At 71.8% G+C, this 21,093-nt stretch carries 1 protein-coding gene (only partly in view); it reads left to right on the top strand.

The window, feature by feature from the left end:
• On the top strand, window positions 1-21,093 hold the 3' portion of the coding sequence (locus ACIBEI_RS22755; RefSeq protein ID WP_398891575.1) for a UvrD-helicase domain-containing protein. It extends 9,762 nt beyond the left edge of the window; only the last 21,093 of its 30,855 coding nucleotides appear in the window; the start codon falls outside the window, past its left edge; the stop codon is at window positions 21,091-21,093.

The following is a 21,093-nucleotide window of genomic DNA, read 5'->3' as shown; positions in this document are numbered from 1 at the left end:
GGCATCCTGCAGCTGACGCGGCCCGACCTGGCCCCGGCCAATCCCCCCACCAGCCACGAGGACTTCGCCGCCCGCCACAACTACCTCATCCGGCTCGCGCAGCGGGCGACGGAATCCGGCGCGCTCACCCCCGACGACTCGGCCGCCGAGCGGACCCTGCTGCGCCTGCTGGAGCACCTTGCCGGCGAGCACAGGGACCTGACCGCGGGCGTCTCCCCAGTACTGCCCGCCCTGTGCCACCAGATCAGCGAGCTCACCAAGCAGGTGTGGCACGAACAGTCCGACGAGGGCAACTTCAGCCACGGCGACCTGCTGATGACCCTGGACAGCACCGCAGCCCGGCACGCCAGCGTCACCCAGAGCCTCGTCGACGAAGCCGACCCGCACCTGAAGCAGGAAGCCGACGCCCTCACCGCGCAGGCCCGCACCGACCACCAGCTGCTGTCGACGATCCGCTACCACGCCTCATCGACGGCCGAAGTGCCCCAGGCGCCCGCCCTGTGGGCGTGGCTGGAACAGCGCGAGCCGGACATGTCGCCCCGCCTGCGGCGCGCCCTGCACAGCGACATCGGACCCATGGGCGACTTCGTCGGCCTGTTCGGCACCATGTGGCACACCCTGCGCGAAGCCGCTCCCGCCGACGCAGCAGCACAGTTGAGCCCGCTGCCCGCCGCCGGCACCGACCTGCCCGGCCGGTGGCAGCCGTGGGCCGAGCAGGTGGCCGACATAGCGGACGCCGCCAGCAGCGACATCGACCTGCGCCTGCGCCTGACCGGCAGCCTGGGCGACGACGCGGACGACCTGATCAGCCGCTTCACCGAGGCACACCTCGCCTCGCTCCAGGACCACCTTCCGGCCGGACTACTGAGGCTGTACTTCGGCGCCGACGACGCGCCCACCACCGCCGCCGAACTCCTGCACACCTACCTGCTCCGTGAAGTCACCGCGCGCCTGAACACCGCGACCGCAGCCCCCGGAGCCCCGATCCCGGCGACCGCGCTGGCCGCCTGGCACCTTGCAGACCCGCAGGGCATGGGGGAGGACGAGGACCCCTACCCCAACCAGGCCGCCGCCCGCACCGGCGCCCTGCAACTCATCGCCGCTCTGGGGGAGTTCACCCGGACCTGGAGCGGACATCAGTACGTCAGCGAGAAGGCCGTCAAGAACATCGCCGACGAAGCAGCCCTCGCACTGTGGCAGGACGCGACCGCCGAACAGATCGGCACCCGCCCCGACGCCGCGCGCTGGTGCCGCACGCTCGTCAACCTCGCCCACACCTTCCAGATGCGCCTCGACGACGACGGCATCCACGAGCCCAGCATCAGCAACCTGGCGGCGGCCGCCTACGAGCACGCCGCCCGCATGCACGTCACCACCGAAACCCTCGCCTCCACCAGGGAGGAGACCTGGCCTACCGGAGCCGAGGACGCCGAGCAGCAGCACGCCCGCGCCCTCGCCCAGACCATCGCCGCCCACCTTCCCACCTCCCACCTGATGCGCACCGCCGGCTCCCCGACCTGGGACGACACCGTCACCTACACCGCGTCCGAGCTCTACGCGCTCGCCCTGCGCACCGGCGGCGAGACCCCGGTCTGGGACAACGGCGTCCTCACCGTCACCGTCACCGGGAGCGAGGGCGAGCCGCGCCTGTTCACCCCGGTGGGCGAGACCGCCGGCGACACCATGCGCCTGGCCCTGCGCCGCCCCATCGGCACCCCGCTGGAAGAGCACCGCCAGGCCTTCGAGGCCACCCTCACCGAGCCGATCACCATCGCGGCCGAACTCGACGAGGCCGGCGCGGCGCTGACCGCGCTGCACAAGGACGCGGTGCGCCACCTGCGCACGGTCCTCACGGACAACGAGCAGATCAACGCCTTCGACCAGGCCCTGCCCTTCATCGGCGGCGCGGGCAACTGGCACCACCAGGCAGCCCAGGCCAAGGAGTTGTCCAAGACCGCCGCCCAGACGCTCCACGCCGTCGAAGAAGTGATCGGACGGCACAGCAGGCACCACACGGCACAGCCCGCCCACCACGCCCTGCACCTCGTCCAGCAGGCCGCGGACCAGCTCGCCGACCACCTGGTGCCCGACCGCATCCACGCCACCGGCGAGACCTACCCGGCCCAGGAGATGCGGCAGGACCAGGAACGCATCACCGCGCTCGCCTACCTCCTCGACCACCTGCCCTTCGACGACAACATGCCCACCGAGGCGGGCCGGGACCTGCAGGCGGCCCTCCGACTGCGGGACGGGCACCGTGACGTCGGCGGACTCGCCGGCGAGCTCCACCGCCACCAGAAGGTCGCGGACGCCGCCAAGTCCGTGCTCAACAACAGTGGCCCCCAGCGCGGCTTCTTCGCGCTGGCGCTGCACAACCTGGCACGCCATCACGTCGACCGGCTCGGCCGCCACCTGCTCACCCTTCCCGCCGACGGCGCCACCGCCCACCGCACCACCGACACCCCGGCCGCGGATGCGGCGCCCGTCCCGCAGGGCGCGCAGCCCTTCGCCGGCGTCGAGGAGGGGCTCACCGCGCAGGAAGACCTCCTGGAACTGGTGCGCGCCGCGGTGCTGGAGGGCCAGCGGCCCCTGACATCCGGCCACGCGCCCATCGTGCTGGCCGCCCTGATGCAGGCCCGCGATCACGGCATCGTCTACAGCGACCACCGCGCCTTGGCCACGTTCGCCGAACAGGCCCGAGGCCAGGCACACCTGCACCGCCTCGACCAGATCAACGACGCAAGCCCCCTGGAGGCCGCGGCTCGGGCGGCGGCCACCCACGCCGGGAACCTCGCTGCCACCGAGCGGGACGCCGATCCCCGCCTGAACCTCGCGCTGCTCGAACTGCGCCACCGGGCCGAAGACGATGCCGAGCTCGCCGTTCACGCCGACCCCGGCGCCGATCCCAAGGCCGCCCGGCAGGCCGCGGCCGACTGGCTGTACGGCACCGCGTGGCAGCACGACCTGCCCGCCGAGCAGATCACCCTGCTCACCGACCTCATCCAGCGCGGCGGGGGAGACGTCCTGGGCGACGGGCCGCTCGCCGCCTGGTGGCAGACGCTCCAAGCCACCCGCCCGGCCGCCGTCACCGCAGCACTGGAAGCCGAGTTCCCCGGCGGCACGGTGCGCCGGTCGATCACCGCGTTCCGCAACCGGCGCGCCCCACTCCTGGACCAGATCGAACAGGTCCTGGCGCTGGACGCGGTCCGCGAGAAGCTCGCCAGCCCGCACACCGACGACCTCGGCGCGGCCGGGCTGCGCCGCCCGGCACGCATCCTCGCCCGCGACGAGAAGCTGGACGATCGCGAGAGCGCCTACCGCGCCACCCTCGACGTGGCCCGGGCCGCCCGCTACCTCGCCGAGCGCGCCGCTCACCACCAGCTCCCGGACACCGACCAGGCGGTCATCGCCGCCCTGACGGCATCCGCACAGGAACTGGCAGCCGACTGGATCGCCTCCGCCGACGAGCCCCGCATCTTCCCCGACGGCGCGCAGGCCCCGCTGTGCCCGCCCTCCCCGGCCACCGCGCCCACCGGCACCGTCACCACGACCGAACGCGCCATCGCCCAGATCCTGGACAACAGCCGTCTGGTGCCCGCCACCTGGGGCGGCGGCGGATACACGCTGGCGCCGAACCTGGACGGCACCGTCGCCATCACCATGACGATGATGCGGTTCGAAGCGCCCAATGAGCGCGACGCCCGCATCTGGAGCCTGCACGATCTGGGCTGGCAGCCCGTCACCGTCGACGAGGACAACCCGCGCAGCGCCCATAGCGGCGAGGCCCGCCACGTCACCGTCACCCCGCCCCGCGGCCTCGACGCCGAACGCCACCACCTCGCCACCGAAGTCCACGCCATCCTGGACGCCCGCCGCCGGCGCGGCGACCGCACCGAAACCTTCCAGGTGCGCCCGGCCACCGAACTGGACTTTCCCGGCGCCGCTGCCACCACGGCCGTCATCGCGACCGGACGCATCACCCTCGACTCCGACCTCAAGCGCGCCGGATACACCACCGAACGCCTCGGCGAACGCGGCGTGGTGGTGCGCTGGCCACAAGGCGCGGTGCCGATCGGACCGTACAGCCCCGCCCACACCACCCGGCCCGACGCAGTGCGCCTCGCCGCCGTGAACGCGGCCCTGCGACCGCTGCACACACAGCTCACCAGCCTGCTGGCCGCCGCCCAGGACGCGCACCCAAGCCTCAACGGCCTCGACGCACTCGCGGACCTGGGCGCCGAACTGGACGCGCTCGACCAGGACTTCCCCCTGGCCAGCAACCCGCCGCACGTCCTGGACCAGTCGCCGCGCCGCCACGCACTGGAGCGCACCGTCGTCTACGGCCTGCTCGACCGGCTGAAGCGGGAGGACGCACCCCACAACGAGACCCTCGACCGTGCCCTGATCGAGGCGCACGGGCAGGGCGCCGACCGACACGTCCACGAGCTCGCCGGGGCGCTACAGCACCTGCTGCACGAGTACGCCAGCGGCCGGGACGACCGGGCGCGCACCCGACTCGCCAACCCCCGCCCCACCTGGGAAGAGGAGCAGCGCAGCCGCGACCACGAATCCACCCCAACCCCCGCGACGGCCCCGACGAACGCCCCGGCCGCCACGCCGGCGGCCGGCCCCGCGCCGTCCAGCGATTCGGCGCGCGGCGAGCGCGACACCCTCCCCGAGGGCGACCAGCACAGTGCCCTCCCTCCGGCCGGGCGTGCCCCCGTCACCCGCGAAGCCGGGGAGACGATGCGTCCCTACTCGAGCGCGAAGGAGTGGCGCGACCACCTCGCCGAAGTGCCGGTCTCCCCGCTGCACTGGGAATCGGACCCCGACCTGGCCGAAGCCTTCCGGGTGGCCGACCCGGTCGCACACGCACTGCTGTTCACCACCGGGCTGAACGACCTTGCCCTGCATCCCGGCGAGGTACCGGCCCCGCCCGAGGTCACCGTCCCCTACGCGGTACAGCTCGCCGACGCCGCCGACGCGCTCAGTGCGTTCCTCACCGACCACGGCGCATCCGAACACACCCGGCAGCAGGCCACGGCCTGGGCGGCCGTGATGCGACAGAGCGCACAACGACTGCAGCAGACCGAGGCGGGCGGCCACTGGCAGTACCTGTCCGCCTCCCTGCCCCAGGGAGTCCCGCCCGGTGCCGGGGAACGCAACGCCCGCCGTACGCAGCGCGCCGCACGCTCACACGAGTTCACCGCGGATCCCTGGCGCCTGTACGCCCCCGTGAGCGGCACCGAGGCCGGGCCCTGGGAGGGCCACGACGTCACGCACACCGCGCGGTCGCTGATCGCTGCCGGGGCCCTGGCCTACACCGACACCGACGGCGCGGTCGTCGTCGACATCCCGGCCCATCCGGGCGCGGTACGCACACACCGCCTGGTCTTCACCCCCCTCAATCCTCAGGCAACCCTGGACCACCTGGCGACGCTGCCGCGGTTCGCCGCAAGCACGGACGACGCCCGCTTCGAACTCATCGACGACCTCCTCGACCACCTTCGCTCCGACAGCCCGGAGCTGGCCGAACCCGGCCGGAGCGACCTCTCTGCCCACCGGGCCGCACACCTGCGGGCCATCGCCGACTCCGGCCACCTGGCTCTCACCCCCAGCGGGAACCTCGCCGTCTACCAGCACCCCGACGACCAGCAGTGGCACGTGGCCCTGCCCGGCCCGATGGCCGACCTGCCCGGGGCCCCGGCCCTGGCCGACAAGCGCACCGCCCTGCGGTTCGCCGCCCGCATCGAGGCCGTCCTCGCCGGCCCCTCCGAGACACCCTTCCCCTTCACCTCCCCCCTGGCCGGACACGTCGCCCGCCTGTGGCGCACCGCCTCCGGTGACACCGTCGAAGAGGCGGTCCGGGCAACAGGGGTCGAAGACCGGCATCTGCCAGCCGACCCAGAGCACGACGCCGAAGCCCGGCGCACCCGGCAAGACACCGAAATCGCCGCGGGATACACCACGATCGCCACCACGCGCGACCTCACCCCCGGCGACCGGATCAGCTTCCGCCACCAGGTCACGGCAACCGACGTCGCCGACAGCCGCCTGCGGGGCGCGACGGCGCCCGCCGAGGGGGAGTGGGTGACCGTGCGGGGCACCGTCACCGCGGCCCCGAACCTGCGCGAACGCACCGACGAGCACGGCCAGCCCATCGACCTGCACAGGGTCATCAGCCTGGACGACGCCACCTGGAGCGACCACCAGGGACGCAGCGGACCCGCGTCCTGGCTCCATGGACCGGCGCCCCGGCACCACCTGCGGTGCCACGCCCGCATGCCTCATCTCCTGCAGGAACGAGCCACTTCGTTCCTCAACCGGCTGCCCGACTGCCCGGCGCCCGACGGCGACGCCGATCGCCGCCTGTTCAAGAAGGTGCGGCCCATCGCCCCCTGGCGCCTTGCTCAGGGCGCCCTCACCCGACTGGCCCAGGGCGCCAGCTACAGCGGCGATCCCTCCCAGGACCTGCACCTGATCGCAGACCTGCTCCGCGACTTCGACAAGCGGCTGGGGACCGGTTCCGGTTCCTACGCCCAGACACGACAGCATGCGCGGCAGCTGGCGGACGACATCACCGAGGCCGCCGACCTCTACCCGCCCGGCGACCTGGTTGCTCGGGGGCGAGGCCGCCACGGCTGGGACCTTGTCTACCCCTGGGAACTGCAGCCCGGTGACGAGATCTGGGCGGACGGCTTCGAGGGCCCCACCTCGCAGCGCACCACCAACGTCCACGGCCGTGTCACCGCACCAGGCACCTTCACCGCCGGCCACGGGCTGAGTGTCTTCCGCAGCTGGCATGGCAAGGGACGCAACTACACGCTCGCGCACAGCATGAGCGGCCCGTTCAGTTCGGTGCTCGTGCCCCTGACCGGGCTGGTCGAGCGGGGGCCGAACCTCGTGCGGCTGCCAACGCCGGCAGGCCGCGGGCACCAGCCCGCCGCGGCCCCCGTCCCTGCGATGCAGCCGCAGGCAACGCCGGCCGCCCCGGCGCAGTCCGGCGCCGTCCCGACGGGCGAAGCCGCCCGCAGCGTTGCCGCAGCGCCCGGCGCGGGCCGCAGCAGCGACAACGACCAGCAGGCCGCCAAGCCAACGCCGGACCCCGCGGCGTCCGACACGGCGAGCGCCGCACGCGACGCGGTCCCCGACGCGACGGACGACCAGCAAAGTGCCCTCCCCCCGGCCGCGGGCGGCGGCGCGGGACACGACAATCCGCCGCCTGCCGCGCCCGGCGGCAACGACGAACCGGAGCAGCCCGCCGAGCGCCCCGAGGGCGAACAGCCCGTGCCGGCCACGGCCTTCACCCACTTCAAGGAGATCAGCGAGCCGCGCCGCGCCCTCAACCAGGCCATCCGGGCCGTGGCACGCACCGGTCACTTCAAGCAGCGGGCCGGCCAGACAGGTCCCGAGACGGCGCTGCGCGAGGCCCTGGAAACCTTCAAGCGGGTCTCCCTGCGCGACCCCGGCGACTTCCACGCGGCCGTCGAAGCCGTCCACGCGGCCGTCACCGCCGTGAAGAGCACCTGGTCGGCCACAACGGTGCCCGACGACGCCGACCAGGCCCTGGCCGATCTGGTGCAGGCAGCCGACTCCTTCACCGCCGCGTGGCGGGCCACCGCCACCTCCAACGCCTGGGAGACCCTGTTCACCGGCGCGCCGCGCCCCACCGGTGCGCAGCCACCGCCGGCACCGGCCCCCGCCTCCGCGCCCACGGGCCCGGAGCCCGAGACCCCTGCCGCACCTCGTCTTGAGGTCGCCGACTGGGCCGTGCCCGGCATCACCCTCGCCCAGCAGCACGCCGTCATCCGCACCATGATCGGCAGCTTCGGTGCGCTCGACCCCACCGAGCGAGGATCAGGACTCGCGGCCTTCGCGCGGCGGATGGACGATCCCGCCCAGTGGCGCGCCTGGCGCGACGCACTGGTCGTCTCCGGCTACGGCACCTGGCTCGGCGGACCCAACCTCCCCGAGGACCTGCGCGCCCTGGGACGGCTCGACCCCGCCCCCGACGGCATCCTGATCACCACCCAAGGCAACCGCACCCACCCCCCGATCCACATGGTGATGCGCTGGGAGGAACTGCCCGCCTGGATCCAGATGGGGCTCAGCGACCAGACGCGCCGCGAACTCCTCCACGCCGACGACGAGTACGTCGCCGCCCTCGCCGCCACCGAGGACGGCAGCGCCGACCGGACCCGGCTGAACAACGCCGAAGCGAGGGTCTGGGACGCCCTGCAAGCCGCCGACGCCCCCACCTCCGAAGCCCTTGCCGCGTCCTGGAACCGCTACCTGGCCCCCGCCGCGCACCCGGAAGCGGACTCGCTGTTCGAGCTGGAGTCCGGCTCCCCCCAGGACGGCCCGTACACCAGCCTGGAGGAATTCACCCGCGCCACCACGGATGTGATCACCGCGGCCTGGGCACTGACCGCTCATCCGCAGTGGCCGGCCGCCGACCCGCGAACCTCCCCACTGCGCGAAGCGATGGCAGCGGTGCGGGCCTTGAGCCCCAGCATGCCGTCCGAGGTCGTCCGCCCGATTCTGCTGCTGGCCCGCGCCACCCAGAACCCCGACCTCCGTGACATCCTCCCAGCAGAGCTGGACACCGCGTTCGCCACGCTCGCCGACCAAGCCCGCCTGCACGCCGACAAGACGGCCGCCACCGCATGGAGCGAAGCGTGGCGGCAGGTGTTCCCCGCCGCGTTGGAACCCTGGTACCAGGACCCGTTCCTCATGCCACGCCTGGGCTACCCCGACCCTCGCCAACGCCCCCTGGCAACCCACCCCATGGAGCCGCTCGACGAGTACGAGGCCTTCGGCAGCCAGACCTACGAGCAGACCTACGAGCAGACCACCCACCCCGGCCACCCCGACCGGCTCGCTTACCGCGTCCCTGGAACGGACGGCTACACCGTTGTCCAGGAAGCGATCTGGAGCGGTCCCGCCTACACCCTGCGCACGCCCGACGACACCATCGTGGCCACCCTCGTCAAGGAGGGATCGGGCTGGCACACCGTGATGGGACAGCACCTGCCCGGCCAGACCAACGAGCCGCTCACCATCCTGCCCCCGCGGCCGTACGGGCCGGCCAACTTCCACCACGCGGTCCTCAACGCCCTGCGGGTCTGGGCCCAGGAGACCGACCAGCCGCTGCCCGGCCACCCCACCTACCCCGACGCGATGCTCGTGGCCTGGGCCTTCGCCGACCTCGAACCCGTCCCCGCCGCGCTGCGCACCGCCGCCCGCCACATCTGGCCGCTCACCTACACCCAACAGAGCGCCCTCACCCGCGTCCTGGACGCCCTGGACCATGTCCAGGCACACGACCGGATCCAGCTCGACGACAGCCAGATCCGCACCAAGGCCGACGCCATCGAGCGCCTGGTCCCCGCCGTGGCCGCGCTGCGCACCCAGCTCGAGAACGAGCAGCAGCACTCCAGCGACCTGTACGGACTCGTGCGGGTGCTGTCCGGACACGTCCACGAGATGCCCGGACGCCTGCGCACCTTCGCCGACAGCCGCACCACCCCCGCACCCGAACCCGCACCTGCTGCTACGCCGACGCCCGAGACGGCGGCCCCGGCCCCGGAGGCCTCGATGACCACCACCCCCGCACCCGGCGACGACATACCGGTAGCGGAGGGCGGGGTCTGGGAGCCCGACTACCCAGTGCCCGCCACTGTCGACGAGCTGTGGAGGACCGCCCGGGCCCGCGGGTGGAGCATGACGCGCGAAACCATCCCCGGCAGCTACAGCACCGACCGGTTCAAAGTCGTCCTGGAAGCCCGCACCATCGTCGGACACTGGAAGTTCGGACTGGAATGGGGGCTGCGCAAGGGCCGGTACGCCGCCGACAAGGAGCGCTCGTGGGCCTGGTGGCCCGACGGGCGCACCGGAAAGCGCGGTGGACAAGTACACCCGACCGTGGCCGACGCCCTCAACGCCATGCGCCGCTACGAAGCCGTCCCCACCCCGGCCGAACAAGAAGCCCCCGAGCCTACCGAACAGGCCGCTGCGCAGGCTACGGATCAGGTCGCACCCGCAACCGGGGTGCCTGCCACCGTGTCCGCCGGGCAAGCGGACGAAAGCCTGGGCATCCCGTTCGACGCGCAGGAAATCACCGGCATGCCCGGCTACTGGTGGCGCCTGGAGCCGCCGCGCGAGGGCGCCCGCGACAATGTCGAGCACATCACCGTGGGATACGGGACCGAGCAGATCGGCCACGGGCACGGCCCCAACGGCAGTGACGGCGCGGTCAAGTGGACGATCGCGGTCGGCACCGACTACATGCCCGGCGAGCGCACCCCGTCCACCAGCGCGAAGAAACTCGCCGAACGGCACCAGGCCCTGCAGGAGGCCGCTCTCGTCACCGGCCCCAGGCCCGCCGAAGCGGTGTGGATCCACCACGAGCGGGACCACGGAGAGGAGACCCGCACCTACGTCTTCGGCATCGCCGAAAGCGACAAGGACGCCCTGGCAGCCCTGGAAGCTGCAGACTTCATCCCGATGCCCAGCGCCGGCGCCTGGGTCCAGCGCAAGAAGACCCGCCCGGACACACGGGCCTACAAGACGGGCCTGTTCGTCCGGCGCATGCTCAAGCACGGCCGCTCCATCGCCGTCCACTACAGCCGTGACGGCGCACCTGCCGACACCACCCTGCCCGAGCTCGACAACGGGCGGCGCGGCGAACTCGACGCCCTCACCGTGGAAGAGCGCAGGGACTGGAGCCCGATCGAGTTCCAGGCCGGGGACCAGGTCCTCCTGAAGGGCTCACACAGCTGGTGGCACACCGTCACCGATGTCCAGCCCGGGCAACTCAGCGTGGAGCTGGAGACCGCCGTCTACGGCGACGTCCTGGCCCGCCGCCGCGGCCAGGACCTGCTCACCGCCGCCGACCCGGTCGGGGACATCACCACCGCCCGCCCCGGAACCATCAACTTGCGCGGCGAGGCCCCCGAGGTCCTCGACGCCGAACAGGCCCGGCTGGAACTGCCGTTGGCCGATGCCGCGCACGCTCCCTACATCGAAGCACGCCGTGCCCAGATCGCGACCGAGCGGGAGCGGGTCTCGGGCAACCTCGCGGCCACGGAGAAGCGGCGGGCCCGCCTGCAGGCGGTCCTCACCAACTCCAAGGCGCTCAAAGAGCATGGCGGGAAGCTGCTGGACAACGAATGGGGCGAGCCGCTCGGCGCCGTCGTCAAGACGGAGTCCATCGAGAACCTGCCGTCCATGAAGAGCGCGTTGAAGTTCTTCTTCATCGACCTGGACGGCAACCCCCTGTTCCCCCTGGACCGCAAGGGCGCCGCACAGGGCGACGCGATCCGCCGCGAGGACCGCCTGAGCACCAAGGCACCGGCCGGCTGGCGGCGCAGCCACTGGAGCCAGGTGGAGCCCGGCACCGTCATCCGCCTGCCCGAGACCGCCGAGAAGGACCTGTCGCCCGAGAAGTGGTCCCAGCCGCTCACCCTGACCGCCACACACCGCGGCGCCGACGGCTCCCTCACGGTAGAGGGAACCCGCGACGGACAGACCGTCCGCCGTGAGTTCAGCCGCGTCCACGCCCTCGCGGGCCCGCTGCGGGAAGCGGTCGGATCGTGGGCGGTGCGCCCCGAAACCGTCGTCGCCCGCGCAGCACGCCCCGCTCTTCTCCAGGCGCTCAAGTACACCCAGGGTGGGGACGGCCTCCAGCTGCCCGGCAGCAGCCTCGAACTGGCCGAAGCCCAGGAAGCCGTCCGCAAGGCTGAGGAGGCACTGCGCCAGCGTCCCACCCCGATTGCTCGCCTGCGCGAGCAGATCGCCACTGCCCGGGACGCTGCCGCCCGCCTGGCGGCCGATGCCGAGCAGACGGGATGGCCCGAGGTCGCCCAGCGGGCACAGGCAGCCCACGAGGTGGCCCAGCACTGGGCCGAGGCCTTCGAGGACGTCGAGACCACAGCCCAGCAACTGCAGGGAACCAGCACCGCCCCGGCACCGGAGCCCGAGCACGCGCCGAAGCCTTCTGAAGCCACCCACTCCGCCGACCCGCAGCCCGCGGAGCAGGCGCCGGTCGGCCGGCCCTGGACGCAGATGAGCCGCGAGGACTTCGACAGCGCCCCGGCACCGGCCACACCGGACAGCGAGGCCCTGCCGGAAGGCCAACTGGACCTCGACAACTCCGATACCACCCCCCCGCGCGACGACAACCAGTCCGCGCGCGAGGGCGCAGAAGCAGGCCAAGGGGCATCCGGCACCACCGGAGAGGAGGAGACGCAGCCGGACGAGTCCGCTACCCCGGACGCCCCGGCCCAGGACCGCCCGGACGACAGCCCGGTCTCGCTCTACGACGCCATGCGGCTCGGCGGCAAGGAGGTGGCCCGCGCCCTGCTGGCGCGCGTCACCGTCGGAGAATTCGCGGCCGACGGACAGTTCCTGCGAGCCCGGGTCCTGCTGGACGGCGAGGACATCGGCTCCGTCGTCACCCGTCCCGACGGCGGATACGCCGCCACCACCATCGAGAACCACACGACGAGGCACCCCTACGAGACCGTGTCCGGCGCAGTCGCCCAGGTTGTCCAGTCCTACGACGAGTGGCTCGCCACCGGCGAGGAGCGCGAGGCTCGTGCCCGCGCACTCGGGCTCGACCTGACGCCTGCCGCTCCTGAAGGGGAACTGCCCGAGGGCGCCACCCCGGTGCCCGGCTTCCCCGACTACCACCGGCTCAGCGCCTACCCCGGCACCGTGGTGTTCGGGCCGGGCAACCGCAAGATCGGCTCCGTCGAGAACCGCACCTACAACCAGGGCAAGCACAAGACCCTGTACGGCGACGAAAGCCCCATCAAAGGCCAGAACACCATTGACGATTCCGTCCGTCACCTGGTGGAAGTGCACGCCCAACTCAACGACGTGCCCAACAACCAGACGTGGCGCAACGTGTGGATCGAGCACCACCCCGACCACACCAACGTATGGGGTGCCTCCGACCGCGAGCTCCTCTTCGCCCTCGAAGTCGCCGGCGGCCCGCGCGGATTCAACCAGCGCAATGTGGACGGGGCGCACCGCCAGCACGGCATGCACTGGCACGCATTGCCGAAGAACCTGACGTACGAAACCCGCACCGAGAAGATCAACACGCTGCAGGCGCTGCTGTCGGCACGCGGCAGCGAGATACCCGTCTACGAGAGCCTTGAGGCCAAGCAGGAGGCCGAAGCCGCCGACAGGGCACAGACGGCCGTCCCCGCACCCGCCGCACCAGCACGCGAGGTCGACGCCGGGGCCGCGGAAGAGGCGGCACCGGCAGCGCAGGACGAACGCACCGCCCCAGTGAGCCGGCCCTTCGGCCAGCAGCCCCAGGGCCAGGCCGCGTACGGCCTGGCGATCCAGGCGATGGAGGTCGATGACCTCGACGAGACCATCGAGGCACTGGGGGACGCCACCGATCCGCTGTCGCTGGCCTACCGGCTGCGCGCCGAGCGGCGCCGCTGGGCCCTGCTGCGCCAGGAGGCAGAAGACTGGGTGCCGCAGCCGGAGTACGACGCCGAGGGCAACCTGATCGAGCCGTCCCGTGGGCGGATCCTGCGTGAGCGGGCCGACGGCTACCGGCTCAACCCCAACGAGGCCCAAGGCGCCGTCACCAGCGTGGACGACCTGCCGCCCGCGAAGCCCGGCGGATACACCGATGCCCGGTGGGCGGAGATCGTCGCGGCGGCCGCCGCGGGGGAGGCATTCCCGCCCACCGCCGAACAGGACATCATCATCGAAGCCGCGGCCCGGCGCGGCCTGGACCTGCGGGTGATGGCCCTGGCCGGCACCGGCAAGTCCACCACCTTGAAGATGCTGTCGCGGCGCATGCCCGGCAAGACCATCCTCTACCTCGCCTTCAACCGCTCGGTCGCCGATGAGGCGATCGAGGCGCAGCAGCGTGGCGAGTACAGCGAGAACCTGACCCCGACCACCGCGAACGCCTACGCCAACAGCATGGTCGACGAGGCCTTGCTGACCCGGCTGAACTGGCCGAAGCTCAACGAGCAGCAGCTCGCTGACCGGATGCGGTGGCGCTCACGGATCCAGGCCGGAGGCGAGTCGCTGACCCCGCAGCGGGCCGCGTACTTGGCCAACCGGCTGCTGTCCGAGTGGGTGAAGTCCGCCGACGACGAGTTCGCCGTGCACCACCTGCCGGACGGCCTCTCGTACAACCGGGAGGCGATCTTCGCCGCGATCCGGCCCCTCGCCCAGGAGATGTGGGACAACCTCATCGACCCGAAGGCGAGCAACAAGGACCGCGATCTTCCGCTGTCCTTCGACCACACCGTCAAGATGTGGGCACTGTCCGGACGGGTCCCCGACACGGATGTGCTGTTCTGGGACGAGGCGCAGGACGTCAACCCCGTCATGGAGGCGATCGTCGCCAACGTCCGCGAAGCCGGCATCCAGGTCGTGGCTGTGGGCGACTCCAACCAGGCCATCTACGGATTCCGCGGAGCGACCGACGCCCTGGGGCGGCTGCCCGCGGACGCGACCTGCACGCTCACCCAGACCTTCCGGTTCGGCGATGCCGTCGCCGACATCGGCAACCGCTTCCTGCGCCTGGGCGGCACCCGGATGCGCCTGGCGGGCTGGGACCGCAAGACCTCCCGCATCGATGAAATCACCCCGGGTGACGAGACGATGCTCATCGCCCGCACCAACGCGGGCGTGGTGCTCGGCGCGGTCGAAGGCTTGCGCGCGGGCCGCAAGGTCGCGGTGTCCGGGGGATTGGCCGACCTGCGCAAGTTCCTGGAAGCCGCCGAAGCACTGCGCGAAGGGGAGCGCACCAATCATCAGGAACTGGCCCGCTTCAACGGCATGGCCTGGGACGAGATCCTGGAGACGGCCGAAAGCGAGCCCGAGCTCAAGCAGCTCGACAGCATGTTCAAGCTGATGGAGCGGCACAGCGAGGAACTCGACGCGCTGCTGGAGTCCGTGCGGATGCCGCGCCCGATCGTCGAGGACGACGGCGAGCACCTGTGGGTCAAATTCGCCTTCGGAGACGGCAACTTCCGGGCCACGAAGGAGTGGCTCAAGAGCCGGGGTGTCGGCTTTGAGTGGGAACCAGAGAGCAAGCGGTGGGTCTACCCGTCTATCAAGCGGCGCGCAACCGCGCCCGATGCCGAACGCCACGCGCTGCGCGAGCGTGTCGAGCAGTACATCGCCGACCACTACATCGCCCCCGCCAGCGACAACGGCGGGCAGGTCGTCGACCAGGCCGCGCCGCATGACCTCCTGGTGTCCACTGCGCACAAGGCCAAGGGCATGGAGTCGCAGCGCGTCCGGATCGCCGGGGACTTCAAGGGCCCCAAGGAATCCGCCGGCGGCGGCATCGACTGGGACACGATCCCCGACGACGAGCAACTGCGCCTGGCCTACGTCGCGGTCACCCGCGCTACCGACATCCTGGACGCCGGCTCGCTCGGCTGGATCTTCGACGTCACCCGCGACGACGACCCGATGCAGGAGCCGGACGGCATCTACCTGCGCGAGTGGCAAGTCAGCGACTTCCAGCCCGGCAACCAGGTCACCTTCTGGAGCGAGGACGGCGAGAGCCTCCTCGACGGGGAAATCGCGGAGATCGACGGCACAGCACTACTCGTCCGCACCGACGACGGGCGCCCCCAGGCGGTCGTCGTCGGCCAGATCGTCCGCCGTGACGGGCAGGACCAGCCGCGCCTGCCCGTGGCCAGCGACGAAGAACTCGAGGAAGCCCTGAACAGCGGCCAGTTCGTGCCGCCCGGCGCATCCGGGCCGAGCGGCGCAGCCTCACCGGACGCGCAGGCCACGCCCAGCCCCGCCGCCGCGCCCAGCGCCGGTGGCGAGGCATCGCAGGCGCAGAACACGCCGTCCGCCGCCGACGGCATACGGGAGGAAGCCGCCGTGGACACACAGGACGCGACCGAGCAGCAGAGTCAGGCGGCACCCTCCACCGCAGACGGCGCGCCGCAGACGGCCCCTGACCGCGAGACGTTCAAGGCGCTCAAGCCGCCCGAGACCCATGACCTGACCGCACCGGATGGCACGCTGTGGTGGGGCGGCAAGGCGTCCCAACGCAAGAAGGCGATGGCGCAACCGGTCCTCGTCCGGCTCAAGTTCGGGCCCAACGGCGTCGTCGACGTCGAGAACGCCTTCACCGGCAAGAACATCGACCGTATCCGCACCGGAACGCCCTTCTTCGCCGCAGCCCCGCTCATTGCCGGGCAGCAGGAACCGCCCACCGGCCCGGCGGTCGGCCAGGACGCTGCTCCCGCCGAGGAGAAGACCCCCGCCACCGCAACCGGTGACACGCCGGACGGTGCCGAACCCGCAGCGCCCCCCGGGCAGGCGCCGGCCACCCAGACCCCGGCGTTCAAGGTCGTCGCCCGGGCCACGGACGCCGGCCGGCGCTGGGCCGTCGTGGACCGCGCCAGCGGAGACGTCGTCTGGATCCGACACCAGGGCCAGGAACCCTTCGAGGCCGTCTTCACCGCCAAGGACGAGGCCGAGCGCATGCGCGGCAGCCTCACCCTCGCGCCCGACCTGCGCGTCCCCGCCCCCGGCCCGGCAACCCCCGCCCTGGGCACGACCGAGTCACAGCGGCACGAGCCGGGCCCCGCCCTCGTGCCGGTCCTGGGCACGGTCATCGCCAAGGACACCCGCGGCACCGACCAGCTGGTGAAGGTCCAGGTCGACGGCGAAGCCGGCGGCATGCGGGTCTACGCCGCCTGGAACCCCGTCGGCGCCGACCAGGTCCAACTCCACCAGCCGGTGTACCTCTCCGGCACCCTGGGCGCCGAGGCCACCTTCCACGGACGGCTCGAAACGCCGGTCGAGGGCGGCACGGTGGAAGGCGAGCAGGCCGCCCACGACCGCCGCAACCTCACCCAGCCCGCCCCCGAGGGCTGGATTCCCGCCGACCCGAGCACCTCTCCTGCCCTCGAAGTGGGCCAGCAGGTCCGCGTCCTCGACCCGCACCACCCCGGACACGCGGCCACCGGCCAGCCGGGTACACAGCAGCTGTACAGCACCGTCCGCGTGGAGCTGGCCGACGGCAACTACTTCATCGGCGTCACGCCGGACGGCCGCACGGTGGACTTCACCCGCGGCCAGGTTGTCGCGCTGCCGGGTATCAGCTCCCCCCAGGAGCCGGAGACGACCAGCCCGGCGCCTGCCCCGGAGCCGGACACCTCGCGCGAGGTGTCCGCCACGCAGCTCAGCGCCCTTCGCAAGGACTTCGCGCCGTACCACAAGCGGGCCGACCGGTGGACCGTGGCCGAACTCGAGCCGCGCGCGGACGGCACCCGCGTCGAAGTGCTGCTGCGCAAGAGCGGGGAGTGGGCCCAGGTCACCGAGGTCGGGCCCCACAATTTCAAGGACGAGCGCGGCCATTTCCACGGTCTCGAAGAAGTTCTGGCATGGCGGGACGCCACCCAGCTCGTCACCCTGCAGGACCGACCCGAGCGAGCACTCCGCCCGAACGCGGCGCCACCCGTCGTGGTGCGCGAGCCCGCTCCCAAGCCCCCGCTGTTCTCCAGCCCGCCGCAGAGCATGGCATCCGCCGAGCTCGAGAGCCGGGCCACGGCCCTGGACCAGTGGCTCAACGCGTACGCGGCACAGGGCGACACCGGCGCCAGTGTCCGCGCCGTCGAACTGCGCGACGCCCTGCGCGCCGAGCAGGAACAGCGCCCCCTGCGCAGGACCGACGCCGAACAACTCGGCGGCATCGACGGCTTCCGCCAGGACCTGGACCCCCTCACCCTGCAGACGGCCGACCCCGGTGGCGTACAGGGCGTCCTGCGCAACGGCACCCGCCTGGGCACCATCGTGGCGAGCGCCGAGGGCTACCACTTCGTCCCCGACGGCCAACTGGCCCTGGCCGAAGGCAAGGCCTACGCCAGCCCCCAAGGCGCCGCCGTCGCGCTCAGCCGCTTCCTGGCCGGCGTCCCCGAGGACCAGCCCCTCCACAGGCCTACCACCGAGCCCGCTGCCATCCCGGCCCCGCGCTTCGCCCTCACCCCCGAGGACAAGAAGGCCGATCCCACGGCCAGCGACAACATGCTGCTCAAGGCCCATCTGAGCAGCGTCGTCCACCACAAGGCGGACCCGGACCAGCGCAGCCAAGAGTTCATCGTCAATTTCTGCCGCAAGCACGGAAAGGGCGAGGCCGGAACCCACCTGAGTTCCGGAGGCCGCCTTGCGATCATCACCGTCGCCCCCGAGCGCTACGAAGTGAGGACTCCGGACCGGCTCACCGAGGTATTTGGCCCCTGGGGCAACCAGATCAAGACCCGGGCGCGCGCCAACCGGATCGCGGACGCGTTGGAAAGCATCCGCGATGCCCAGGGCCGTCCCTTCCCCTGGGACATGCCCGACCCCACCCGCCGGGCCCTGCCCATCAAGGCCATCCACTGGAAGGACGAGCACGGCCACAACATCACACAGGCGATCCTGCACGCCCTGGTCACCCAGGGCCTGGACGAGCGGGACCGGCGCTACGCCAAGGAGTACTACCAGAGCACCGGCCGCCGCCTGACCGCGCCCGCTGTCCAGGCCACGCCCCCACCCGCCCCCCAGCAGACCGACCCCTCCATGCCTGCACCGGGCAACTTCGTGATCACCAACGTCAAGAAGGTCCTCGGCGAGGTGGCCGCAGCGGACGGCACCTTCTGGTGGAAGGGCGAAGTCAACAACCCCCAGGCGACCCAACTGCGCTCGAACCTCGAACCCCTTGAGATGCCGGTCCTGGTCCGGATCGAGGAATCCGCCGACACCAAGGGTGCGAGCATCGGCTGGGTCCGAGTCCTGGACGCGGCCACCGGCAACCAGATACAGAACATCCGCTCCACCAGCCACGTCCTGGTGGCCACACCCCTCACGACCGCGACACCGGCGGGGGAGACGGCCCCGGTACAGCGGCGCTTCGCCTCCCTCGGCCAGGTCCGCACCCACCTGGTAAACGACAAGATCCCCGGACTGAGCCCGCAACGCCGCACCGAAGTACGCGAGCTCGCTCAGGACCGCGAACTGGTGGACCTCGCCGACGACGGCCAGTTCGCCATCCGCCGGACCGGCGCAACCTTCGAAGTGCTCCCCGCCGGCAGCGGCCTGCCCTTCGACGGACTCCTGCCCGACCTCTATCTCACCCCCGACGCCGACCGCGACCTCGCCGTCACCCCCCAGCCGCTGGAGGGCCTGCCCTCCCTGGAGGAAGCACACACCTTCGCCGGCCGACTCACCGAACTGCGGACCACCGGCGGGGAGCTGATCGACTGGAGCGACCCACGGCTCGGCACCCACCTGAGCCCCGCGGACCTCGTCCACCTCAACCACACGGTCCTGGAGGAGCGCGCCCACCACGACCGCGCGAACGAGAACGCCAACTCCCCCAGCGACGCCATGTGGCGACTCTTCGAGGACCAGCCCCAGCGCCCCGACCAGAGCACCGACACCATGCGCTGGGCGGACACCCTCACCCCCGGCGACTGGGTCTGGCTGCGGATCGACGACGAGGACAAGGCCTGGGAGGTCATCCAGCGCACCGACACCGAGTTCGGCACCGTCGCGATCACCCTGGACGACGACAGCACCTGGCACCTGCCCCGCAACCTGCCCGTCCAGCACCTAGGCGACGACATCGTCGTAGCAGCCGACGGCGAGTCCATCGGCCTTCGTCTGGACGCGGACTTCGTCCTCGACGACGACGTCATCGAGTTCGCCCTCGATCCCGACGGCACCCCGATCGCACCGACCGGTGTCGCCGGAATCCCTGCACCCGACACCACCCGGATCCGCGGCCGCGCACGCGTGACCCACCAGCACCCCCACGGCGGCGGCGAGCGCACCTACCTGCTGGACGCCACGATCGTCAACGGCGCGGACATCGAGCCAGCCTCGATCGAACTGGGGGCCACATTCTGGGAACTGCCCGAGCACGTCTACCGGCTCTCCCTGCGCGCGCCCCTCGCACACCAGGAAGCCCAACCACAATCCCCGTCCTTGGCCCGACCGGTCACCACACCGAGGCAGGAGGCGGATGCCGGATTCGTTGAGGACCTGGGTATCCGGTTCCCGATCCACTTTGCCAACGAACTTCAACTCTCCGCGGAGCTGAAAGCAGAACTCAAAGCAGAGCTGGAGGCAGACTCCTCCCCGGATCTGGACATCGAAGCAGAGCTCGAAGCGACTCTGCAGCTGGCAGCCGAGCTCGAAGCCAACACCGACCTGGACTACGACCCGGACCCCGTGCCGGAGGACGACCCGGACCTCGAAGCCGACAACGAGCTGGACTCCGCGAACGAAGCAGACGCCGAGCCGGACATGGAGCCGGACCCCGAACCTCAGGAGGAGGCAGAACCGCAGAATGTGACGGCCCTCCCGACCCGCCTGCCCGAGGGGGAGGAACTGCGCCTGAGCCTGCTGCGCCTGCTCAACACCCCAGACACCCCCACCACACCCACCGAACACGCCGTCCTCGACGACGCCCCGCTCTACGTACAGATCGCCCACAGCCCCCGGCACGGACGGGTCGTCCGATTCGGCTTCGATCCCACCTCGCCCCGCGCCGCCGCCCAGTTCACCGCTGCGGAACTCGAAGGCGCCACCGGAGAACAGGTCCTGCGCGGCGTCCTGGCCCGACGCCCCCAACCCCAGCAGCTCCCGGCGGATCCCGGACCGCTCACCCCCGACCGGCTGCGCGAGGACCTCCTGAAGCTCATGGACAACCCGGCCGCGCCCAGCGTGCCCACCCTCCAGAGCAAGATGATCGCCCTCAACCTGTACGTGGCAGTCACCGGACACCCGGAGCACGGGAACGTCCTGCGCTTCGGATTCGATGCCAAGTCCGCACCAGCCGGACTCTTCACCCGCGACGATCTCCAAGGCGCCACCAGCGACAAGGTCGTCCAGATCGTGGAGCGCTACGGCGAAGCCTTCGTCCAGGAACGCGCCGACACCGTCCGCGCGCGCCGCGTCCGCGACCGCTTCCAGGCCGCAGCTCGCGAACGCCAACAGGCCCCGTCACCTTCTCCGGCCGCGCCTTCCGGACCCATCCGTCAGCCGCGACCGGACGAGCACGGACGACAGGCTGCACCGGCTTCCCCGAGCCGGTGA

The sequence above is a fragment of the Streptomyces sp. NPDC050988 genome (genome assembly GCF_044456225.1).
Taxonomy (GTDB): domain Bacteria; phylum Actinomycetota; class Actinomycetes; order Streptomycetales; family Streptomycetaceae; genus Streptomyces.
This window is presented reverse-complemented; position numbering and strand designations above follow the sequence as displayed.